This window comes from Achromobacter sp. EG18, assembly GCF_059759395.1.
Map to the genome: position 1 here is coordinate 5,967,828 of NZ_CM186213.1, position 20,863 is coordinate 5,988,690.

The 20,863-nt window shown below is 66.5% G+C and carries 14 protein-coding genes; 7 read left to right on the forward strand and 7 right to left on the reverse strand.

Annotated features, from left to right (window positions below):
* The 4 genes from AC6CR5_RS27530 (at position 1) to AC6CR5_RS27545 (ending at position 3,545) form a co-directional block, all read left to right on the forward strand.
* Positions 1–717, forward strand: coding sequence for a succinate dehydrogenase iron-sulfur subunit (locus AC6CR5_RS27530; RefSeq protein ID WP_006389365.1), 717 nt, complete (start codon positions 1–3; stop codon positions 715–717).
* Positions 718–743: 26 nt separating this feature from the next.
* The gene (locus tag AC6CR5_RS27535) at positions 744–1,004 is read left to right on the forward strand and encodes a succinate dehydrogenase assembly factor 2 (RefSeq protein WP_026384752.1); all 261 of its coding nucleotides are present in this window, start codon (positions 744–746) and stop codon (positions 1,002–1,004) included.
* Between the two features lie 19 nt (positions 1,005–1,023).
* Entirely contained in the window at positions 1,024–2,334 is a 1,311-nt protein-coding gene (locus AC6CR5_RS27540) for a citrate synthase (protein ID WP_047992235.1), read from the forward strand.
* Between the two features lie 80 nt (positions 2,335–2,414).
* Positions 2,415–3,545, forward strand: coding sequence for a hypothetical protein (locus AC6CR5_RS27545; RefSeq protein WP_223821577.1), 1,131 nt, complete (start codon positions 2,415–2,417; stop codon positions 3,543–3,545).
* Between the two features lie 37 nt (positions 3,546–3,582).
* On the opposite strand, the gene AC6CR5_RS27550 is transcribed toward AC6CR5_RS27545, so the two are convergent.
* From AC6CR5_RS27550 to mdeB, 3 genes are all read right to left on the reverse strand, one after another.
* The gene (locus AC6CR5_RS27550; RefSeq protein WP_006389369.1) at positions 3,583–4,035 is read right to left on the reverse strand and encodes a DUF2214 family protein; all 453 of its coding nucleotides are present in this window, start codon (positions 4,033–4,035) and stop codon (positions 3,583–3,585) included.
* Between the two features lie 151 nt (positions 4,036–4,186).
* Positions 4,187–6,484 carry an NADP-dependent malic enzyme gene (locus tag AC6CR5_RS27555; protein WP_006389370.1) on the reverse strand — a complete coding sequence of 766 codons (2,298 nt, stop codon included), beginning with the start codon at positions 6,482–6,484 and terminating at the stop codon, positions 4,187–4,189.
* A 243-nt stretch (positions 6,485–6,727) separates the two neighbouring features.
* A complete protein-coding gene (gene mdeB, locus AC6CR5_RS27560) occupies positions 6,728–9,415 on the reverse strand; it encodes an alpha-ketoglutarate dehydrogenase (protein ID WP_200222083.1) in 2,688 nt (895 codons plus the stop codon).
* Positions 9,416–9,711: 296 nt separating this feature from the next.
* Between mdeB and AC6CR5_RS27565 the strand changes: the two genes are divergently transcribed.
* Entirely contained in the window at positions 9,712–11,754 is a 2,043-nt protein-coding gene (locus AC6CR5_RS27565; RefSeq protein ID WP_498085090.1) for an OPT family oligopeptide transporter, read from the forward strand.
* A gap of 52 nt (positions 11,755–11,806) precedes the next feature.
* On the opposite strand, the gene AC6CR5_RS27570 is transcribed toward AC6CR5_RS27565, so the two are convergent.
* The 4 genes from AC6CR5_RS27570 to AC6CR5_RS27585 all read right to left on the reverse strand — a co-directional run bounded on the left by AC6CR5_RS27570 (position 11,807) and on the right by AC6CR5_RS27585 (position 16,936).
* Positions 11,807–13,039, reverse strand: coding sequence for a M20 family metallopeptidase (locus tag AC6CR5_RS27570; RefSeq protein WP_150101547.1), 1,233 nt, complete (start codon positions 13,037–13,039; stop codon positions 11,807–11,809).
* Positions 13,040–13,042: 3 nt separating this feature from the next.
* Positions 13,043–14,737, reverse strand: coding sequence for a hydantoinase/carbamoylase family amidase (locus tag AC6CR5_RS27575; RefSeq protein WP_150101548.1), 1,695 nt, complete (start codon positions 14,735–14,737; stop codon positions 13,043–13,045).
* Between the two features lie 11 nt (positions 14,738–14,748).
* Positions 14,749–15,693, reverse strand: a complete 945-nt coding sequence (gene puuE / locus AC6CR5_RS27580) for an allantoinase PuuE (RefSeq protein ID WP_006389377.1) — start codon at positions 15,691–15,693, stop codon at positions 14,749–14,751.
* 226 nt (positions 15,694–15,919) lie between these two features.
* Positions 15,920–16,936 carry a 1-aminocyclopropane-1-carboxylate deaminase gene (locus AC6CR5_RS27585; RefSeq protein WP_049054423.1) on the reverse strand — a complete coding sequence of 339 codons (1,017 nt, stop codon included), beginning with the start codon at positions 16,934–16,936 and terminating at the stop codon, positions 15,920–15,922.
* A 192-nt stretch (positions 16,937–17,128) separates the two neighbouring features.
* Here AC6CR5_RS27585 and AC6CR5_RS27590 point away from each other — a divergent pair, with 192 nt between their 5' ends.
* Together AC6CR5_RS27590 and AC6CR5_RS27595 are read left to right on the forward strand one after the other, a co-directional pair.
* On the forward strand, positions 17,129–17,599 hold the full coding sequence (locus tag AC6CR5_RS27590) for an Lrp/AsnC family transcriptional regulator (protein WP_006389379.1): 471 nt from the start codon (positions 17,129–17,131) through the stop codon (positions 17,597–17,599).
* A 329-nt stretch (positions 17,600–17,928) separates the two neighbouring features.
* The gene (locus AC6CR5_RS27595; RefSeq protein WP_006389380.1) at positions 17,929–20,796 is read left to right on the forward strand and encodes a 2-oxoglutarate dehydrogenase E1 component; all 2,868 of its coding nucleotides are present in this window, start codon (positions 17,929–17,931) and stop codon (positions 20,794–20,796) included.
* The last annotated feature ends 67 nt before the right edge of the window (positions 20,797–20,863 follow it).

The window sequence follows — 20,863 nt, forward strand, 5'->3', positions numbered from 1 at the left end:
ATGAGCACCAAGAGAATCGTCAAGTTCGAAATCTACCGCTACGATCCGGACAAGGACGAGCGCCCCTACATGCAGAAGCTGGAAGTCGAACTCCAGCCCACCGACAAGATGCTGCTTGATGCGCTGGTGCGCATCAAGAACGACGTCGACGACAGCCTGGCCCTGCGCCGCTCATGCCGTGAAGGCGTGTGCGGTTCGGACGCCATGAACATCAACGGCAAGAACGGCCTGGCCTGCACGACCAACCTGCGCGAGCTGAAGGAACCGATCGTGCTGCGCCCGCTGCCGGGCCTGCCCGTGATCCGCGACCTGATCGTGGACATGACGCACTTCTTCAACCAGTACCACTCGATCCGCCCGTACCTCATCAACGACACGCCGCCGCCCGAGAAAGAGCGCCTGCAGTCGCCCGAGGCGCGCGAAGAGCTGGACGGCCTGTACGAGTGCATCCTGTGCGCGTGCTGTTCCACTTCCTGCCCGTCGTTCTGGTGGAATCCGGACAAGTTCGTCGGCCCGGCCGGCCTGCTGCAAGCCTACCGCTTCATCGCCGACAGCCGCGACGAAGCCACCGGCGAGCGTCTGGACAACCTGGAAGATCCGTACCGCCTGTTCCGTTGCCACACCATCATGAACTGCGTCGACGTCTGTCCCAAGGGACTGAATCCGACCAAGGCCATTGGCAAGATCAAGGAACTGATGGTCCGTCGGACGGTCTAGTAGTTTGGTGTATTTAAGGTGTAATGATGAGCAGGCTTACTGAACTGGAACGGGCGCGTCTGCGTTGGCGGGCGCGCCGGGGCCTGCTCGAAAACGACTTGATCATCACCCGGTATCTCGACGCCCACGAGGCCGAGCTTACCGACGATGACGTGACGGCATTGACGCAGCTCTTCGAGTTGGGAGACAACGATCTTCTCGACCTGCTGCTGGCCCGCAAGGAGCTCGAGGGCGCACTGGACACGCCCCGGCTCCGCGGCATCATCGGCCAGATGCGGTCGCTCTGATTAATTGAGAGGAAAAAACATGAACCTGTCTGACAAAAAAGCCACTCTGTCCTTCTCGGACGGCAGCGCACCCATTGAGTTCCCTGTCTACAAGGGCACGGTCGGTCCGGATGTGATCGACATCCGCAAGCTGTACGGCCAGACGGGCATGTTCACGTTCGACCCCGGTTTCATGTCGACCGCGGCCTGCGAATCGGGCATCACCTACATCGACGGCGACAAGGGCGAGCTGCTGTACCGCGGCTACCCGATCGAACAGCTGGCCGTCAATTGCGATTTCATGGACATCTGCTACCTGATCCTGAACGGCGAACTGCCGAACCAGGAACAGAAGGCCGACTTCGATTCGCAAGTGACCCATCACACGATGGTCAACGAACAGCTGCACTTCTTCCTGCGCGGCTTCCGTCGCGATGCCCACCCGATGGCCGTCCTGACGGGCCTGGTGGGCGCGCTGTCGGCGTTCTACCACGACTCGACCGACATCACGAACCCGCAGCATCGTCACATCTCGGCCATCCGCCTGATCGCCAAGATGCCGACGCTGGTCGCGATGGCGTACAAGTACTCGCAAGGCCAACCGTTCATCTACCCGCAGAACGACCTGTCCTACACGGGCAACTTCCTGCGCATGATGTTCGCCACGCCGTGCGAAGAGTACAAGGTCAACGAAGTCGTCGAGCGCGCGCTCGACCGCATCTTCATCCTGCACGCCGACCACGAGCAGAACGCCTCGACCTCCACGGTCCGCCTGTGCGGTTCGTCGGGCACCAACCCGTTCGCCGCTATCTCGGCCGGCGTGGCTTGCCTGTGGGGCCCGGCTCACGGCGGCGCCAACGAAGCTTGCCTGCAGATGCTCGAAGAGCTGCAAGCCAACGGCGGCATCGCCAAGGTCGGCGAGTTCATGGAGAAGGTCAAGGACAAGAACTCGGGCGTGCGCCTGATGGGCTTTGGCCACCGCGTCTACAAGAACTACGACCCGCGCGCCAAGCTGATGCAGGAAACGTGCAAGGAAGTGCTCTCGGCCCTGGGCCTGGAAAACGACCCGCTGTTCAAGCTGGCCATGGAACTGGAACGCATCGCCCTGGAAGATCCGTACTTCGTGCAGCGCAAGCTGTACCCGAACGTGGACTTCTACTCGGGTATCGTCCAGCGCGCCATCGGCATCCCGACCTCGCTGTTCACGGCCATCTTCGCGCTGGCCCGCACGGTGGGCTGGATCGCCCAGTGGAACGAAATGCTGTCGGATCCCGATTACAAGATCGGCCGTCCGCGCCAGCTGTTCACCGGTTCGGTCACGCGCGACGTGCCCCCGATGGACAAGCGTTGATACGCTTTCCCGCGTGAACAAAAAACCGCCTTCGGGCGGTTTTTTGTTGCCTGGCGATCGGGCATTCGCGGCGTGGCGCTTTGGCGTTTATCATCCTGGCCATGATTCCGATAGCGCTACCCTCCGCGGGCTTCTACATCTTCCTGTCCCTGGGATTCCTCGCCGGCCTGGTGCTGCTTGGCTGGGCGCTGGTGCTGATTGCCAGCAAGGGGGCGCGGCGCGCCGTCCGCAGGTACTGGAAGACTTCCAGCCTGGTGTTCGTGGTGCTGGCGGTGCCGTTTGCCTTCTATGGCTGGGTGCAGACCGCGATCTGGCAGATCGAGCGTGAAAGCGACCGCCGCGAGGCTGCCCGCAACGTCACGCTGGAGGCGCCGACGACGGTGGCGGGCATTGTCATGCCCGCCGGCACGCGCCTGAAGCTGCAGGATGAGGGCCAGCTGGAAACCTACGTCGAAGCCGAATTTGCGCAGCCCGTGGCCATGTACGGCGTGCAGGCCTCGCGCGCGCAGCGCTACCTGGACACCGAATACGACAGCGAGACCTACGCGCTGCGCGGGCGTCATCCGCGTAGCGTCCTGCTGCGCGGCGCGGGCAACCAGGCGGTGCTGGGCTGGCAGTGCGACGCCACCCAGGACATTGAATTCGACGTGGCGAAAGATGGCGCGATGGTGGCGTTGAACAAGTGCGTGTTGGGGCCCGGCAACCGGGTCGAGGAACTGGATCTCGCGCCCGGGTCCATCGTCTATGGTTCGACCGGCACCGTCTACACCGATGGCTCGCGCGATGCGGATCAATGGCGCATCGAGGTCAAGGACCCGGTCGCGGTCAAGGTATTCGGGCTGCCGTTGAGCGAGCCGCGGCTCTATCTGGATGGCGAGCGGCGGCTGCTGCGCGTGAGCGATGCGGAGCTGGCCTGCCCGACGCGCCTGGGCGGCGTGAGCTACGCCGCGGGCACGCAGGTCAAGACGGTGCGGCGCGGCCGCGGCGATGAGCGTGAACCCTATCCGGGTGTGCTGGTGTTGAGTCCGTGGAATGGCCAGGTCGCCAGGCGCGAGGGCCTGGCCGACGTGCCCGAGGGCATGTCGGTGATGCAGACACTGGCCGGCGAGGTCGTGGACGTGGTCAAGAACGACACGGTGGGTGTGTTCCATTTCGCCACCATCACGGTCGGTGACGACATGCCGCAGCCGGCCCGCGCGCGCTGTCCCTGAGGCGCGCGGACCGTGTGCCTCGCTGGTGGTGCGCGCCTTACGCGCCGATGCCGCGCGCCATCAACACGGCGAACAGCGGCAGGAAGATGAACAGGTGCGATTCGATCATCACCCAGCGGCGGGCGCGCTTGATCTGCGCGGCGTCGGGCACGAAGGCCGGCTGCTGGCGCGCCTGTTTGGCCCAGCGCAGGAAGGCCAGTGTGGGCGGGATCGAACAGAGCCCGATGATGACGAACAGCGTGATCTTGGCGTGGAACCAGGGGTTGCCCATGTAGAAGGCGGCGCCCTTGATGCCCAGCATCAGGCGCAGCACGCCGGTGGCCAGCACCAGGATCGCGCTGAGCAGGTACAGCCGGTCGTAGATCACCAGGCGCTTGAGCGTGGCTGGCGTCAGGTCGGGGCGCAGCAGCACCGCTTCGGCGGTCAGCACCACCACCAGCACGAAGATGGCCAGGAAATGAAACCAGGCCAGGAAGGCGTCGAGCAGCATAGGGTCGGGCTCCGGTAGGGAAGGGGCGAGGGGAGTCTCTGCTCCGTTTTTACCATTGGCCCGTCGCCGCGCACTATCGTGGCATCAAGCAGGACAGAAAAAAAGGACGCCCCGCGGGGCGTCCCTTGCCATGTCGCTCAGCGCAATGCGATCAACGGCGCTTCTTGGCGGCTTCGGCGGCTTCCTGCTGCGCATCGACCACGGCCAGCGCGGTCATGTTGACGATGCGGCGCACGGTGGCGCTGGTCGTCAGGATGTGCACCGGGCGCGCGGCGCCCAGCAGGATCGGACCCATCGCGACGCCATTGCTGCCGGTCATCTTCAGCATGTTGTACGTGATGTTGCCGGTGTCCAGCGTCGGCATGACCAGCAGGTTGGCGCGGCCCTTCAGGGTGCTGTCCGGGTAGGCCAGCACGCGGATCTTTTCCGACAGGGCGGCGTCGGCGTGCATTTCGCCGTCCACTTCCAGGTCGGGCGCGCGGTCCTGCACCAGCTGGCGCGCGGCGGCCATCTTGCGCGACGACTCCGTGACGCGGCTGCCGAAGTTCGAATGCGACAGCAGGGCGATCTTGGGCACCACGCCGAAACGCAGCATCTCGTCGGCGGCCTGGATGGTGATGTTGGCGACTTCCTCGGCCGACGGGTTCTCGTTGACGTGGGTGTCGGTGACGAACAGCGTCTGGTCGGGCAGCATCAGCACGTTCAGGGCGGCGTAGGTCTGGCCTTCCTTCTTGCCGATGATTTCGTCGATGTACTTGAGCTGGTTGTCGTACTTGCTGGCCACGCCGCACAGCAGCGCGTCGGCATCGCCGCGGCGCAGCAGCATCGCGCCGATCAGCGTGTTGTGCTTGCGGATCATCGCCTTGGCGATGGCCGGGGTCACGCCTTCGCGGCCCTTGAGCTGGTAGTACGCGCTCCAGGTTTCGTTGAAGCGGCTGTCGTCCTCGGGATCGACGATCTCGAAGTGCTGGCCGGCGATCAGGCGCAGGCCGAACTTCTTGATGCGCATCTCGATCACCGACGGGCGGCCGATCAGGATCGGGAACGCCAGCTTTTCGTCGGCCACGGTCTGCACCGCGCGCAGCACGCGCTCGTCTTCGCCGTCGGCGTAGATGACGCGCTTGGGCGCCTTCTTGGCCTGGGCGAACAGCGGGCGCATCAGCTGGCCCGAGTGGTAGACGAAGCCCATCAGCTTCTGGCGGTAGGCCTCGATGTCCTCGATCGGACGGGCCGCCACGCCGGAGTCGGCGGCAGCCTGGGCCACGGCCGGGGCGATCTGCACGATCAGGCGCGGGTCGAACGGCTTGGGGATGATGTAGTCGGGGCCGAACGACAGTTCCTGGCCGGCGTAGGCGCGGGCCACTTCATCGTTCTGCTCGGCCTGGGCCAGCTCGGCGATGGCCTTGACGCACGCCAGCTTCATTTCCTCGGTGATGCGCGAGGCGCCGGCATCCATGGCGCCGCGGAAGATGAAGGGGAAGCACAGCACGTTGTTGACCTGGTTCGGGTAGTCCGAACGGCCGGTGGCGATGATGCAGTCCGGGCGGGCGGCCTTGGCGACTTCCGGGCGGATTTCCGGTTCCGGGTTGGCGAGCGCCAGGATCAGCGGACGATCGGCCATGGTCTTGACCATGTCGGCGGTCAGCACGCCGGCGGTCGAGCAGCCCAGGAACACGTCGGCGCCGTTGACCACGTCGGCCAGCGTGCGCGCGTCGGTCTTCTGCGCGTAGCGCTTCTTGTTGGCTTCCATGTTTTCATCGCGGCCTTCCCAGATCACGCCGCGCGAATCCACCACGTAGATGTTCTCGCGCTTGACGCCCAGGTGCACCAGCAGGTCCAGGCAGGCGATGGCGGCGGCGCCGGCGCCCGAGCAGGCCAGCTTGACCGTGCCGATGTCCTTGCCCACGACCTTCAGCCCGTTCAGGATGGCAGCCGACGAGATGATGGCGGTGCCGTGCTGGTCGTCGTGGAAGACGGGGATCTTCATGCGTTCGCGCAGCTTCTTCTCGATGTAGAAGCACTCGGGCGCCTTGATGTCCTCGAGGTTGACGCCGCCGAGCGTGGGCTCGAGCGCGGCGATGATGTCGACCAGCTTGTCGGGGTCGTTCTCGGCCAGTTCGATGTCGAACACGTCGATGCCGGCGAACTTCTTGAACAGGCAGCCCTTGCCTTCCATGACCGGCTTGGCGGCCAGCGGGCCGATGTTGCCCAGGCCCAGCACGGCCGTGCCGTTGGTGATCACGCCCACCAGGTTGCCGCGCGAGGTGTACTTGGACGCGGCGTCGTCGCCCTGGTCGAAGATGGCCATGCAGGCGGCGGCCACGCCGGGCGAGTACGCCAGCGACAGGTCGTCCTGGTTGGCGAGGGGCTTGGTCGGGGTGACCGAGATTTTGCCGGGGGTCGGATAGGCGTGGTAATCCAACGCCAGCTTGGTGAGGGTTTCGTCCATGGGATACAGCCTTTTCGGCGCTAACTGTAGGTAAAAAGCGGAAAGCAAAAAGCGGGCTCGCGGCCCGCCGTATTCTTTGGGAAATGCTTAGGGAACACCCGTATTTCAACAGAAAGCGGCGCGAATTGGTTGCTGCACCGCAGCGATCGTCCGATTTTGATCAAGCCGGCGTACTTTCACGCCGCCTGTGCGCAAAAGGAAAAAGCCCCGGCCGTCGGGGCTTTTTCCTTTCCTTTCAGTGCGTTATTGCGCCCAGGGTGGCGTGGCGCGGGTCGCGGCGCCGAGCTTCTGGCGCAAGGTGTCGGCCTGCGCCTGCCGGCCCAGGCTGTCCAGCGCGTGCAGCACGATCCAGTCGGCGCTGACTTCGAAGAAGTCGCGCAGGCGGGCGCGGGTGTCGCTGCGGCCGAAGCCATCGGTGCCCAGCGTGCGGTAGGGCGCGGGCACCCAGGCGCGAATCTGCTCGGGCACGGCGCGCACGTAGTCGGTCGCGGCCACCACCGGCGCGTCGCTGCCGCCCAGGCAGGCGCGCACCCAGTCCGCGTCCGGCGCGGCGGGCAGGCCGAGCGCGCGCGCGCGTTCGGCCTCGCGGCCGTCGCGCGCCAGTTCGGAGAAGCTGGTCACGCTCCAGACTTCGGCATCCACGCCGTATTCCGCGTGCAGGCGCTCGGCGGCGATTTCCGCTTCGCGCAGCATGGGGCCGGCGCCCAGCAGGCGCACGGCCGCCTGCTGGCGCGCCGGGCGCAGGCGGTACATGCCGCGCAGGATGCCCTCGGCCGCCGCGCCGTCCCGCGGCAGGTCGGGCTGCGCCAGGTTTTCGTTGGTGACGGTCAGGTAGAAGAATTCGTCGCGCTGTTCGTCCAGCATGCGGCGCATGCCGTACTCGACGATGACCGCGACTTCGTAGGCGTAGGCCGGATCGTAGGCGCGGCAGTTGGGCACGGCCGCGGCCATGATGTGGCTGGAGCCGTCCTGGTGCTGCAGGCCTTCGCCGCCCAGCGTGGTGCGGCCGGAGGTGGCGCCGATGAGGAAGCCGCGCGTGCGCTGGTCGGCCGCGGCCCAGATCAGGTCGCCGATGCGCTGGAAACCGAACATCGAGTAATAGATATAGAAAGGCAGCATCGGCAGGCCGTTGACCGAGTAGCTGGTGCCGGCCGCCGTCCACGACGAGATCGCGCCCGCCTCGGTGATGCCTTCTTCCAGGATCTGGCCGTCGCGCGCCTCGCGGTAGTACAGCACCGAGCCGATGTCCTCGGGTTCGTACAGCTGGCCTTGCGCCGAATAGATGCCGATCTGGCGGAACAGGTTGGCCATGCCGAAGGTGCGCGCTTCGTCGGCCACGATGGGCACGATGCGCGGGCCGACCTGCGGGTCTTTCAACAGCGCCGTCAGCATGCGCACGATGGCCATGGTGGACGACATTTCCTTGCCGTCGGCGTTGAGCGCGAAGCGGGCCCACTGCTCGGCCGCGGGCGGCGACAGGCGCGGCGCCTGCGTCCGGCGGCGCGGAATGTGGCCGCCCAGCGCGGCGCGGCGCGCCTGCAGGTGGCGCAGCTCGGCGCTGTCTTCGGCGGGACGGTAGAACTTGAGCGCCAGGCAGTCGGCGTCGGAGATCGGCAGGGCGAAGCGGTCGCGGAACGCCAGCAGCGCTTCGTCGTCGAGCTTCTTCTGCTGGTGGGTGGTCATCTTGCCCTGGCCGGCCGCGCCCATGCCGAAGCCCTTCTTGGTCTGCGCCAGGATCACGGTGGGCTGGCCGCGGTGATGCGCGGCGCGGTGATACGCGGCGTGGATCTTGACCATGTCGTGGCCGCCGCGATGCAACCGGTCGATGGCTTCGTCGGTCCAGTCGGCCACCAGCGCCGCCAGTTCGGGATTCTGGTTGAAGAAGTGGGCGCGGTTGAAGGCGCCGTCGTTGGCGGCGAAGGTCTGGAACTGGCCGTCCACCGTGTTGGCGAAGGCGCGCGCCAGGGCGCCGTTGCCGTCCCGGCGCAGCAGGGCGTCCCAGTCGCTGCCCCAGACCAGCTTGATGACGTTCCAGCCGGCGCCGGCGTACAGGGTTTCGAGTTCGTCGATGATGCGGCCGTTGCCGCGCACCGGGCCGTCCAGGCGCTGCAGGTTGCAGTTGACCACGAACACCAGGTTGTCGAGCTTTTCGCGCGCGGCCAGGGTCAGCGCGGCGATGGATTCGGGCTCGTCCATCTCGCCGTCGCCGAAGATGCCCCAGACCTTGCGGTCGCCCCCCGGCACCAGCGAACGGTGTTCCAGGTAGCGCATGAAGCGCGCCTGGTAGATGGCGTTGATGGGGCCGATGCCCATCGAGCCGGTCGGGAACTGCCAGAAGTCCGGCATCAACCACGGGTGCGGGTACGACGACAGCCCGCGCAGGCCGCGCGAGGTGGCGGTGATTTCCTGGCGGAAGTGGGCCAGGTCGTCCTCGCTGAGGAAGCCTTCGAGGTAGGCGCGGGCGTAGACGCCGGGCGCCGAGTGCGGTTGCATGTAGACCAGGTCGCCCGGACCGTCGGCGCCGGCGGCGCGGAAGAAGTGGTTGAAGCCGACCTCGAACAGGTCGGCGGCCGAGGCGTAGCTGGCGATGTGGCCACCCAGCTCGCCGTGGGCCTGGTTGGCGCGCACCACCATGGCCAGCGCGTTCCAGCGGTTGATGCGGGCGATGCGTTCCTCGACCGCCAGGTTGCCGGGAAAGGGCGGTTCCTGGTCGACGGGAATGGTGTTCAGGTAGGCGGTGCGCGTCTGGCTGTTGGCGCGCAGTCCCAGCGTGGCGGCATGCCCCAGCAGGTTATCCAGCACATAGCCGGCCCGCTCGGCGCCCGAGGCCTCGACCAGGGACTGCAGGCCGTCGCGCCACTCGGCGGTTTCGGCCGGATCGGCGTCATGCCGGGGGTCTGGTCCGGCGGAGGAATGGCTGGCGTCGCACATGATGGTTTTGTCTCCTTGTAGCGCCATGCTAGTCCTGTCCACGGGGCATGGGTGATCAAAATACCGCCGTGAAAAGCGGGTTTTCAGCATAATCGTTTGCCAGGCTGGGGATGGGCGGCAGGATCTGCCGCCCAGGGCCGCTTACCGGTGGTGACCACCTGCTGGACGCCAAGGCGCTAGAATTCGCCCTTCATAAAAAACAAACCGGCAACCAGACAGGGCGGCAACGCCCTGATAGCCGGGGCCGTCCCGCCCCACAGGCGGGATCGCGTCCCGGCCAGTAAAGGGAGACTTCAATGACTCAACCCACCAGCGTCCCGGCAGAGGTCACGCTACCGGAACTGACGTTCCGCGGCGTGCTGCTGGGCGCAGTGATCACCATTATCTTTACCGCCTCCAACGTGTTCCTGGGGCTCAAGGTCGGCCTGACCTTCTCGTCGGCGATCCCGGCGGCGGTGATTTCCATGTCGGTGTTGCGCCTGTTCAAGGACGCCAACATCCTCGAGAACAACATGGTGCAGACGCAGGCCTCGGCGGCCGGCACGCTGTCTGCCATCATCTTCATCCTGCCCGCCCTGGTCATGATGGGCCACTGGCAGGGCTTTCCGTTCTGGCAGACCCTGGGCATCTGCGCCGCTGGCGGCATGCTGGGCGTGATGTTCACGATTCCGCTGCGCCACGTGATGGTGGTGCAGAGCGACCTGCCGTACCCGGAAGGCGTGGCGGCGGCGGAGATCCTGCGGGTCGGCAGCGCCGAGCGCGCCCAGGACGTGGCAGCGGATGCCGGGCGGGCGCCGGCCGCCACCGGCATGGGCGACATCGTCAGCGGCGGCGTGGTGGCGGCAGCGGTCAGCTTCGCGGCCAGCGGCCTGCGGGTGCTGGGCGACGGCGTCAGCGGCTGGTTCGCGCTGGGTGGCGCGGTGTTCCGGCTGCCGATGGGGTTTTCGCTGGCGCTGCTGGGCGCCGGCTACCTGATCGGCATCGTGGCCGGCCTGGCCATGCTGACCGGGCTGGTGATCTCGTGGGGCATCGCGGTGCCGATCCTGACCTCGATGGCCGAGATCCCCGCGGACATGTCGCTGGCGAAGTTCGCCACCGGATTGTGGTCGTCGCAGGTGCGCTTCATCGGCGCCGGCGTGATCGGCGTGGGCGCCATCTGGACGCTGGCGACGCTGTTCATGCCGATGGCGCGGGGCGTCAAGGCCTCGTTCTCGGCGTTGACCCGCGCGGGCGCGGCGCGCGCCGGCAAGGCGCCGCGCACCGAGCGCGACCTGTCGGCGGGCTGGATCTCGGTCGTCACGCTGGTGCTGGTGGCGGTGCTGGTGATCACGTTCCAGGTGTTCCTGGCGGACGCGCCGCTGACGGCCGCCGCGGTCTGGAAACTGGTGGCCTACGCCGTGCTGTTTGCTTTCGTCTTCGGTTTCCTGGTGGCGGCGGCCTGCGGCTACATGGCGGGTCTGGTGGGCACCTCGACCAGCCCGATCTCGGGCGTGGGCATCGTTGCCATCGTGCTGGTGTCGCTGTTGCTGCTGGCGCTGGGCGGCGACCTGCTGGCGGTGCAGAACGGCGTGCAGATGACCATCGCGCTGGCGATCTTCAGCACGTCGGCGGTGGTGGCGGTGGCCTCGATCTCCAATGACAATCTGCAGGATCTGAAGACCGGCTGGCTGGTCGGCGCGACCCCGTGGCGCCAGCAGGTTGCGCTATTGATCGGCTGCGTCCTTGGCGCGGCGGTGATCTCGCCGGTGCTGGACCTGCTGTACAACGCCTACGGCTTCGCCGATGCGATGCCGCGCGCAGGCATGGACCCGTCCCAGGCGTTGTCGGCGCCGCAGGCCACGCTGATGCTGGCGATCGCGCGCGGCATCTTCACGCATCAACTGAACTGGACCATGATCCTGATCGGCATGGCGGTGGGCGTGGGCCTGATCGTGGTGGACGAGATCCTCAAGCGCACCTGCAAGGTCGCCCGCATCCCGGTGCTGGCGGTGGGCATCGGCATCTACCTGCCGCCGACCGTGGCGGCGCCGATCGTGGTCGGCGCGCTGCTGGCCTGGCTGCTGGAGCGCGCGCTGCGCCGCCGCGCCGCGGCCGCCGGCAAGGACTATGCATCGTTCGCCGACGCCGCCAACCGGCGCGGCGTGCTGATCGCCTCGGGCCTGATCGTGGGCGAGAGCCTGGTGGGCGTGGTGATGGCCGCCATCATCGGCGCCGCCGGCACCGATGCGCCGCTGGCGATCGCGGGCGAGGAATTCGCGCGCACCGCCTCGTTCCTGGGGCTGGCGGTGTTCGCGCTGGTGGCGGTGCTGTTCTGGCGCCGGGTGATGCGGCTGGCGTAGCGCCGCGACGCATCGATCAAGGGGCATGGCGTACGGGCGCCATGCCCTTTTTTCATGCCGGCTGCAGCAGGTCGGCCAGGGTTCGGGCGATGACCTTGGTGGCCCGCCGCAGGTCTTCCAGCACCACGCGTTCGTCGTTGCGCTTGGCGTGCGACTCCAGCACGGTGCGCGGCCCGGCGCCGTAGATCACGCCGGGAATGCCGGCTTCGGCATACAAGCGCACGTCGGTATAGAGCGGCGTGCCCATGGCGGGGATCGATTCGCCGAACAGCTCCTCGCCGTGCCTGCGGATGGCGTCGACCAGCGGCTGGTTGCCGGGCAGCGGCCGCATGGCGTTGGCCAGCAGCAGGCGCTTGATCTCGACGCGGATGCCGGGCGTGGCGGCCGCGGCCTCTCCGATGATGCGGCGGATGCCGGCCTCCACCTCGGCCGCGTTCTCCTCCGGAATCATGCGGCGGTCGAGCTTGAACACGACCTTGCCGGGCACCACGTTGGTGTTGGTGCCGCCCTCGATGCGGCCGATGTTCAGGTAGGGATGGCTGATGCCTTCGACCCGCGAAGTGATCTCGCGGTAGCGCGCGTTCTGCGCGTAGAGCGCGTTCATGATGGCCACCGCGCCTTGCAGCGCGTCCACGCCGGTGGCGGGGATGGCGGCGTGTGCCATCTTGCCGTGCACCGTCACTTCCATCTGCAGGCAGCCGTTGTGCGCCGTCACGACCTCATAGCTGAAGCCGGCCGCGATCAGCAGGTCGGGTTTCGTCAGGCCCTGGCGCAGCAGCCAGCCGGGACCGAGCAGGCCGCCGAATTCCTCGTCGTAGGTGAAGTGCAGTTCAACCGCGCCCTGGCTCGGACGGGCCACGGCTTCCAGCGCCCGCAGCGCGAAGGTGAAGCTGGCGAAGTCGCTCTTGCTGACCGCGGCGGCGCGGCCGTAGAGGCAGCCGTCCTCGATCTGGGCGCCGTACGGATCGTGCTCCCAGCCGTCGCCGGGCGGCACCACGTCGCCGTGGGCGTTGAGCGCGACGCGGCGGCCGCCGGCGCCATATTCGCGCCGTACGATCAGGTTTGTGATGGACTCCATGCCGTAGGCGCGCACTTCGTCAGCGGGCACGGGATGGGACTCGGCCGGCAGGCCGAAACCTTGCAGCAGTTCGGCGGTGCGGACGGCGTGCGGGGCGTTGTTGCCCGGCGGCGTGTCGGTCGGCACGCGCACCAGTTCCTGCAGGAAGCGCACTTCTTCATCGAAGTGGGCGTCCACCCAGGCGTCGAGTCGGGCGTAATCGGTCATGGTTCAGCTCGTTGCTTCGTTGGCGAGATCGTCGAGCAGCCGCTGCATCGCCTGCGCGGCCAGCTGCATGTCGTGGTTGGTGGTGGATTCGAGCGGGTTGTGGCTGATGCCGGCGTTCTGGCCGCGCACGAACAGCATGGCCTGCGGCATGATCTCGTGCAGCTTCATGGCGTCGTGGCCGGCGCCGCTGGGCATGCAATGCACCGGCACGCCCAGCGCTTGCACCGCGCGTTCCCAGCGCTGCTGCCAGGCCGGCGCGCTGGGCGCGGCGGCGGCGCGCATGGTTTCCTCGAGCGTGTAGCGCAGGCCGCGGCGCAGGCAGATCGCTTCCAGTTCGGCCAGCACGTCGCTGGCCAGCGCATCGCGCTGCGGGTCGCTGGGGGCGCGCAGGTCGAGGCTGAAGCGGCATTCGCCGGGCACCACGTTGATCGAGCCGTTGGGCACTTCCAGCATGCCGACGGTGCCGACCGAGTCGCCGTCGCGCGCGGCGCGGCCTTCGACGAACACGATCAGCTCCGCCGCGGCCACGGCGGCGTCGCGGCGCCGATCCATCGGCGTGGTGCCGGCGTGGCAGGCGGTGCCGTGGATCCGCACGCGGTAGCGCACGCAGCCGTTGATGGAGGTGACCACGCCCAGCGGCAGGCCCATTTCGTTCAGCACGGGACCCTGTTCGATGTGCACTTCGACGAAGCCCAGGTAACGGGCCGGGTCGCGCTTGAGCTTGGGAATGTCATCGACGCACAGTCCCGCGTGCGCCATGGCTTCGCGCATGCTGATGCCGTCGGCGTCCCGCTGTTCGAGCCAGCGCGGCTGGAAGTCGCCGATCAGCGCGCCGGAACCGAGGAAGGTGGCCGGATAGCGCTGGCCTTCCTCTTCGGAAAAGGCGATCACTTCGATGGCGTAGGGCAGGCGCCGGCCCTGGCGCTGCAGCGCGCGCACGCAGGCCATCGGCACGAAGATGCCGAGGCGGCCGTCGTATTTGCCGGCGTTGCGCACCGTGTCGTAATGGCTGCCGCTCATCAGGATGGGCGCGTCGGCGCGGTTGGCGTGATAGCGGCCGACCACGTTGCCGACCGCGTCGATGCCGACTTCGTCGAAGCCGCAATCGCGCATCCAGTGCGAGATGCGCTGGGCGCAGGCGCGGTGCGCGTCGGTCAGGTAGGTGACGGTGAGCTGGCCGTTCTCGGCGTAGCCCGGATCGCTGTGCGCGCTGAGCTTTTCCTGCCAGTCCCAGATGTCGTTGCCCAGGTCCGGTTCGACGCCGAAGCGTTCATACAACCGCACTTCAGCGTCGCGGTGCAACTGGCGCAGGGCCTCGCGGCGTTCGTCGTCCGGCGCGTTGTGCCGGCGGCGCTCCAGCGCCTGGACCAACTGGGTGCCTTGCAGGCTGGCGCCGCGCGGGCTGTATCGGGAAAGCACGAAGGGAAAGCCGAAACGCGCGGCATGGTCGGCGATCAGCGCGGCGGCGTCGGTTCCCGCATCGGGCGCAGGCTGGGCGCGCAGCAGCGCCAGTTGCGTGGCGGCATCGGCGTCGTCCACCGCGCGTTGCAGCGCCAGCTGCAACTGGGCCACGCTGTGCATCGGTCGCGCGCGCACCGCCTGCTCCGCGGCCCAGGGCGCGTGCGGATACAGGTCGGCCAGCATGGCGGCCGCGGCTTGCGGCGTGGCGTCGTTGAATTGGGCGAGGGTGTGGGCCATGGTTGCGCCGTTCAGGGAGCGGGTTGATAGGGATGGCGCGCCTGCCAGTGCCGGGCGATGTCCAGCCGCCGGCAGACCCAGACGCGGTCGTGGCGCGCGATGTGGTCCAGGAAGCGTTGCAGGGCGACGATGCGGCCCGGCCGGCCCAGCAGGCGGCAATGCATGCCGATGCTGAGCATCTTGGGCGCTTCGTCGCCTTCGGCGTAGAGCGCGTCGAAGCTGTCCTTCAAGTACTGGAAGAACGGATCGGCGTGCGAATAGCCCTGCGGCAGCGCGAAGCGCATGTCGTTGCAGTCCAGCGTGTAGGGCACGATCAACTGCGGCGCCACGCTGCCGTCGCTCTTTTGCACCCGCATCCAGAACGGCAGGTCGTCGCCGTAGTAGTCGCTGTCGTACTCGAAGCCGCCGTAGTCCGCCACCAGGCGGCGGGTGCGCGGACTGTCGCGGCCGGTGTACCAGCCGAGCGGGCGCGCGCCGGTCAGTTGCGCGATGGCGTCCATGCCCAGGCGCATGTGCTCGCGTTCGGTGGCTTCGTCCACGTTCTGGTAGTGCACCCAGCGCCAGCCGTGGCAGGCGATCTCGTGGTCCAGTTCGACCAGCGCCGCGGCCAGCTCGGGGTGGCGTTGCAGCGCCATGCCGACGGCGAACACCGTCAGCGGCAGGCCGCGCTTTTCGAATTCGCGCAGGATGCGCCAGACGCCCACGCGCGAGCCATACTCGTAGATGCCTTCCATGCTCAGGTGGCGTTCCGGGTAGCTGGCCGGGTTGAACATCTCGGACAGGAACTGTTCGGAGCCGGCGTCGCCGTGCAAGACGCAGTTCTCGCCGCCTTCCTCGTAATTGAGCACGAACTGCACCGCGATGCGGGCGTTGCCGGGCCATTGCGCATGCGGCGGGTTGCGGCCGTAGCCGATCAGGTCGCGCGGATAGGAGTCAGTGGCGTCGTAGGTGCTCATGGCTGGGCAAGCGTGGACATCGTGTTCGACACGATAAGGTAAACCGCATTGTCTGTATACAATTTATGTACATCATTAGTGATGACCCTAATACGGCACGCAAGGCCGGCCGCCATGAAGCGAACAACCCGCCGGCATGCGCTGCCGGCGGGTTGTTCGGGGACATCGGAAAACGGACGTTCAGCGCAGATCGCCGCAGGGCCAGCCGCTGGCGCCGTAGCCGCCGTCAGCCGTTGCGGTAGAGAAAGCTGTAGGCGTTGATCGCCGGCACCCCCCCGAGATGCGCGTACAGCACCCGCGAGCCGGCCGGGATTTCCCCGCGCCGCACGATGTCCATCATGCCCTGCATCGATTTGCCCTCGTACACCGGGTCGGTCATCATCCCTTCGAGCCGCGCGCACAGGCGGATGGCTTCGTTGGTCTCGGCCGACGGCAGGCCGTAGGCCGGGTAGGCGTAGCGCGTATCCAGCACCACGTCGCTGTCGGTGATGGGGCGCTGCAAGCCCACCAGGTCCGCGGTGCGGCGCGCGATGCGCAGGATCTGGGCGCGGGTCTGGTCGGGCGTGGCCGAGGCGTCGATGCCGATGACGCGGTCGGCGCGACCGTCGGCGGCAAAGCCCACCACCATGCCGGCCTGCGTGCTGCCGGTGACGGCGCAGACCACGATGTAGTCGAACTTGAAGCCCAGTTCGGCCTCCTGCCGCCGCACTTCCTCGGCGAAGCCCACGTAGCCCAATCCGCCCAGTTCATGGTCGGAGGCGCCGGCCGGAATGGCATAGGGCTTGCCGCCGCGCTTGCGCACGTCTTCCAGCGCCTCTTCCCAACTGCGGCGGAAGCCGATGTCGAAGCCTTGGTCCACCAGGCGCACGTCGGCGCCCATCAGGCGGCTCATCATGATGTTGCCGACCCGGTCGTAGACCGCGTCGGAATAGTCCACCCAGTTTTCCTGCACCAGCACGCAGGCCAGCCCGAGCTTGGCGGCCACGGCCGCCACCATGCGGGTGTGGTTGGACTGGATGCCGCCGATGGTCACGAGGGTATCGCAACCCTGTTCCAGCGCCTGCGGAATCAGGTATTCCAGCTTGCGCAGCTTGTTGCCGCCGAACGCCAGGCCGCTGTTGCAGTCTTCGCGCTTGGCGTAGATCTCGACCTTGCCGCCGAGGTGGGCGGACAGGCGCTCGAGCTTCTCGATGGGAGTGTCGCCGAAGGTCAGGCGATGGCGGGGAAAGCGTTGCAGATCCATGCGGGCTCCTGGGAGTGTCGGTCCGGGCGGACGGCGCCGCGGATGGAAAAATCATAGGAACCGGTCGGATTGTTGGTCAATTGCGTATTTTTTGAATTTATCTGGTTTAAATTTTTCGAGAAATTTATTTTTCGATCTAATATTTATCAATAAAAAATAAATACCGAATTAAATTTTATAGGGACATATTAAATGGCCGCCATCGCCGGGCTGGATCGCATCGACCGCCAGATCCTGCGCCTGCTGCAGCAGGATGCCCAGATCACGAACCTGGACCTGAGCGCGCGCGTCCATCTCAGCCCCGCGGCCTGCCTGCGGCGGGTGGAAAAGCTGCGCGCCGAGGGCGTCATCCGCAAGACGGTGGCGCTGCTGGAACCGGCCGAGGTCGAGATGGCCACGCTGGTCATCGTTGGAGTGGTGCTGGACCGCTCCACGCCCGAGTCCTTCACCGATTTCGAGGCGGCCGCGCGCGGCATCAGCGGTTGCCTCGAATGCCATCTGGTGGCCGGTGAATTCGACTACTTCCTGATGCTGCGCATCCGCGACCTGGAACGCTTCAACAAGTTGCACGCGGGCGAGATCATCAAGCTGCCCGGCGTGCGCCAGATCCGCACTTTTTTCGTGCTCAAGGAGATCCTGTCGACCACCGAATTGCCGCTTTGACGAGGCAATTGCGCAACATCCGGCGCGGAAGCCAAAAAAAATGCCGCAATGCGGCATTTTTCGTTGGCGGAACTTGCTGGCGCGTAGACGACGTAATTGCAGGGGTTGCGCGGACATTCCAACACCGCATGAAGCCATTCCGCATGCGCTTTTGCGTCACGCAATCGCAAGAAGACGCCCATAAACTCAAAGGGTTATACTTTCATCCATACGGCTTTCAAGGCTTGTACGCGCCTTCTGCCCCTGCTATCCGCTAAACGGGAAGCCCGTGTCGCGGAAGGTTTTCCTGCATCGTAATCGAGTGAAGCACTCGTAAAGGTGAAGCGATTATGTCTTCGGAAATAGAATCCCTATCCACGTCTTACTTGTTTGGGGGGAATGCCCCCTACGTTGAGGAGCTTTACGAAGCCTACCTCGACAACCCCGGTTCGGTACCTGACAACTGGCGCGAATACTTCGACCAGCTGCAGCACGCTCCCGCCACCGACGGCCAGGAATCCACCCGCGACCAGGCCCACGCTCCCATCGTCGAATCGTTCGCCCAGCGCGCCAAGGCCAATGCCTTCGTGCAACGCGCCGCCGAACCCGACCTGAGCGTCGCCTCCAAGCAAGTCTCGGTGCAATCGCTCATCGCCGCCTACCGTTCGCTCGGTTCGCGCTGGGCCGACCTGGATCCGCTCAAGCGCCAGGAACGTCCGCCGATCCCGGAACTCGATCCGGCCTTCTACGGCCTGACCGAAGCCGACCTGGACCAGACCTACTCGGCCACCAACACCTACTTCACGACCGCCAGCACCATGACGCTGCGCGACATCCTGAAGGCGCTGCGCGACACGTACTGCCGCAGCATCGGTGCCGAATTCACGCACATCTCCGACCCCGCCGCCAAGCGCTGGATCCAGGAACGCCTGGAAACCACGCTGGGCGCGCCGAGCTACACGGCCGAGGAAAAGCGCCACATCCTGCAGCAGCTGACCGAATCCGAAGGCCTCGAGCGCTTCCTGCACACCAAGTACGTCGGCCAGAAGCGCTTCTCGCTGGAAGGCGGCGAAAGCTTCATCGCCTCGATGGACGAAGTGGTGAACCACGCCGGTGAAAACGGCGTCCAGGAAATCGTGGTCGGCATGGCCCACCGCGGCCGCCTGAACCTGCTCGTGAACATCATGGGCAAGATGCCCGGCGACCTGTTCGCCGAGTTCGAAGGCAAGCACGCCGAAGGCCTGACCGACGGCGACGTGAAGTACCACAACGGCTTCTCGAGCGACCTGTCGACCCGTGGCGGTCCGGTGCACCTGTCGCTGGCGTTCAACCCGTCCCACCTGGAAATCGTCAACCCCGTGGTCGAAGGCAGCGCGCGCGCCCGCCAGGAACGCCGCGGCGACGCCGAAGGCAAGCAGGTGCTGCCGGTGCTGGTGCACGGCGACGCGGCCTTCGCCGGCCAGGGCGTGGTGATGGAAACCCTGAACCTGGCCCAGACCCGCGGCTACGGCACGGGCGGCACGATGCACATCGTCATCAACAACCAGATCGGCTTCACCACGTCGGATCCGCGCGACTCGCGCTCGACGCTGTATTGCACCGACGTGGCCAAGATGATCGAAGCGCCGGTGTTCCACGTCAATGGCGACGATCCCGAAGCCGTCGTGTTCGTCACCAAGCTGGCCCTGGATTACCGCCTGCAATTCCGCCACGACGTCGTCGTCGACATCGTCTGCTTCCGCAAGCTGGGCCACAACGAGCAGGACACCCCGTCGCTGACGCAGCCCCTGATGTACAAGCGCATCGGCCACCATCCCGGCACGCGCAAGCTGTACGCCGACAAGCTGACCACGCAGGGCGTGCTGGCCGAAGGCGAAGCCGACCAGTTGGTCAAGGACTACCGCCAGCTGATGGAAGACGGCCAGCGCACCATCGAACCGGTGCTGACCGACTACAAGAGCAAGTACGCCATCGACTGGTCGCCGTTCCTGGGCGCCAAGTGGACCGACCAGGCCGACACCGCCGTGCCGCTGGCCGAGCTCAAGCGCATCGGCGAACGCATCACCACCGTGCCGGAAGGCTTCACGGTGCACCCGCTGGTCGCCAAGCTGCTGAACGACCGCCGCACCATGGCCAAGGGCGAGATGAACCTGGACTGGGGCATGGGCGAACACCTCGCCTTCGCCACGCTGGTGTCGTCGGGCTACGCCATCCGCATCACCGGCCAGGACTCGGGCCGCGGCACGTTCACGCACCGCCACGCCGTGCTGCACGACCAGAACCGCGAACGCTGGAACGACGGCACCTACATTCCGCTGCAGAACGTCTCGGAAGGCCAGGCCCCGTTCACCGTGATCGACTCGGTGCTGTCCGAAGAGGCCGTGCTGGGCTTCGAATACGGCTACTCCAGCGCCGAACCCAACACGCTGACCATCTGGGAAGGCCAGTTCGGTGACTTCGTCAACGGCGCCCAGGTCGTGATCGACCAGTTCATCAGCTCCGGCGAAGCCAAGTGGGGCCGCCAGTCGGGCCTGACCCTGATGCTGCCGCACGGCTACGAAGGCCAGGGTCCCGAGCACTCGTCGGGCCGCATCGAGCGCTTCCTGCAGCTGTGCGCCGACAACAACATGCAGGTGATCCAGCCGACCTCGGCTTCGCAGATCTTCCACGTGCTGCGCCGCCAGATGATCCGTCCGTTCCGCAAGCCGCTGGTGCTGTTCACGCCCAAGTCGCTGCTGCGCAACAAGGACGCCGGCTCGCCCCTGACCGAACTGGCCGGCGGCAGCTTCCGCCCGGTGATCGGCGAGGTCGACGAGGCCATCGACGCCGCCAAGGTCAAGCGCGTGCTGGCTTGCTCGGGCAAGGTCTACTACGATCTGGTCAATGCCCGCCGTGAACGTGGAGCCGACAACGTCGCCATCATCCGCGTCGAGCAACTGTACCCGTTCGCGCACAAGTCGTTCGAGGCCGAACTGCGCAAGTACCCGAAGGCAACCGAAGTGATCTGGGTCCAGGACGAACCGCAGAACCAGGGCCCGTGGTTCTACGTTCAGCATCACGTGTACGAGAACATGGTCGAAGGCCAGAAGCTGGGCTACGCCGGTCGCGCCGCGTCGGCTTCGCCGGCGGTGGGCTACCTGGCCAAGCACCAGGAGCAGCAAAAGGCGCTGATCGAAGCGGCTTTCGCGCCCAAGTTCAAGGCCATGCTGACCAAGTAACCCAACCCGATGCACGCGCGGCGCGCGGCAAGGTGCAGAAACCCGGTTTCGAACTTTGTCCGTGTCG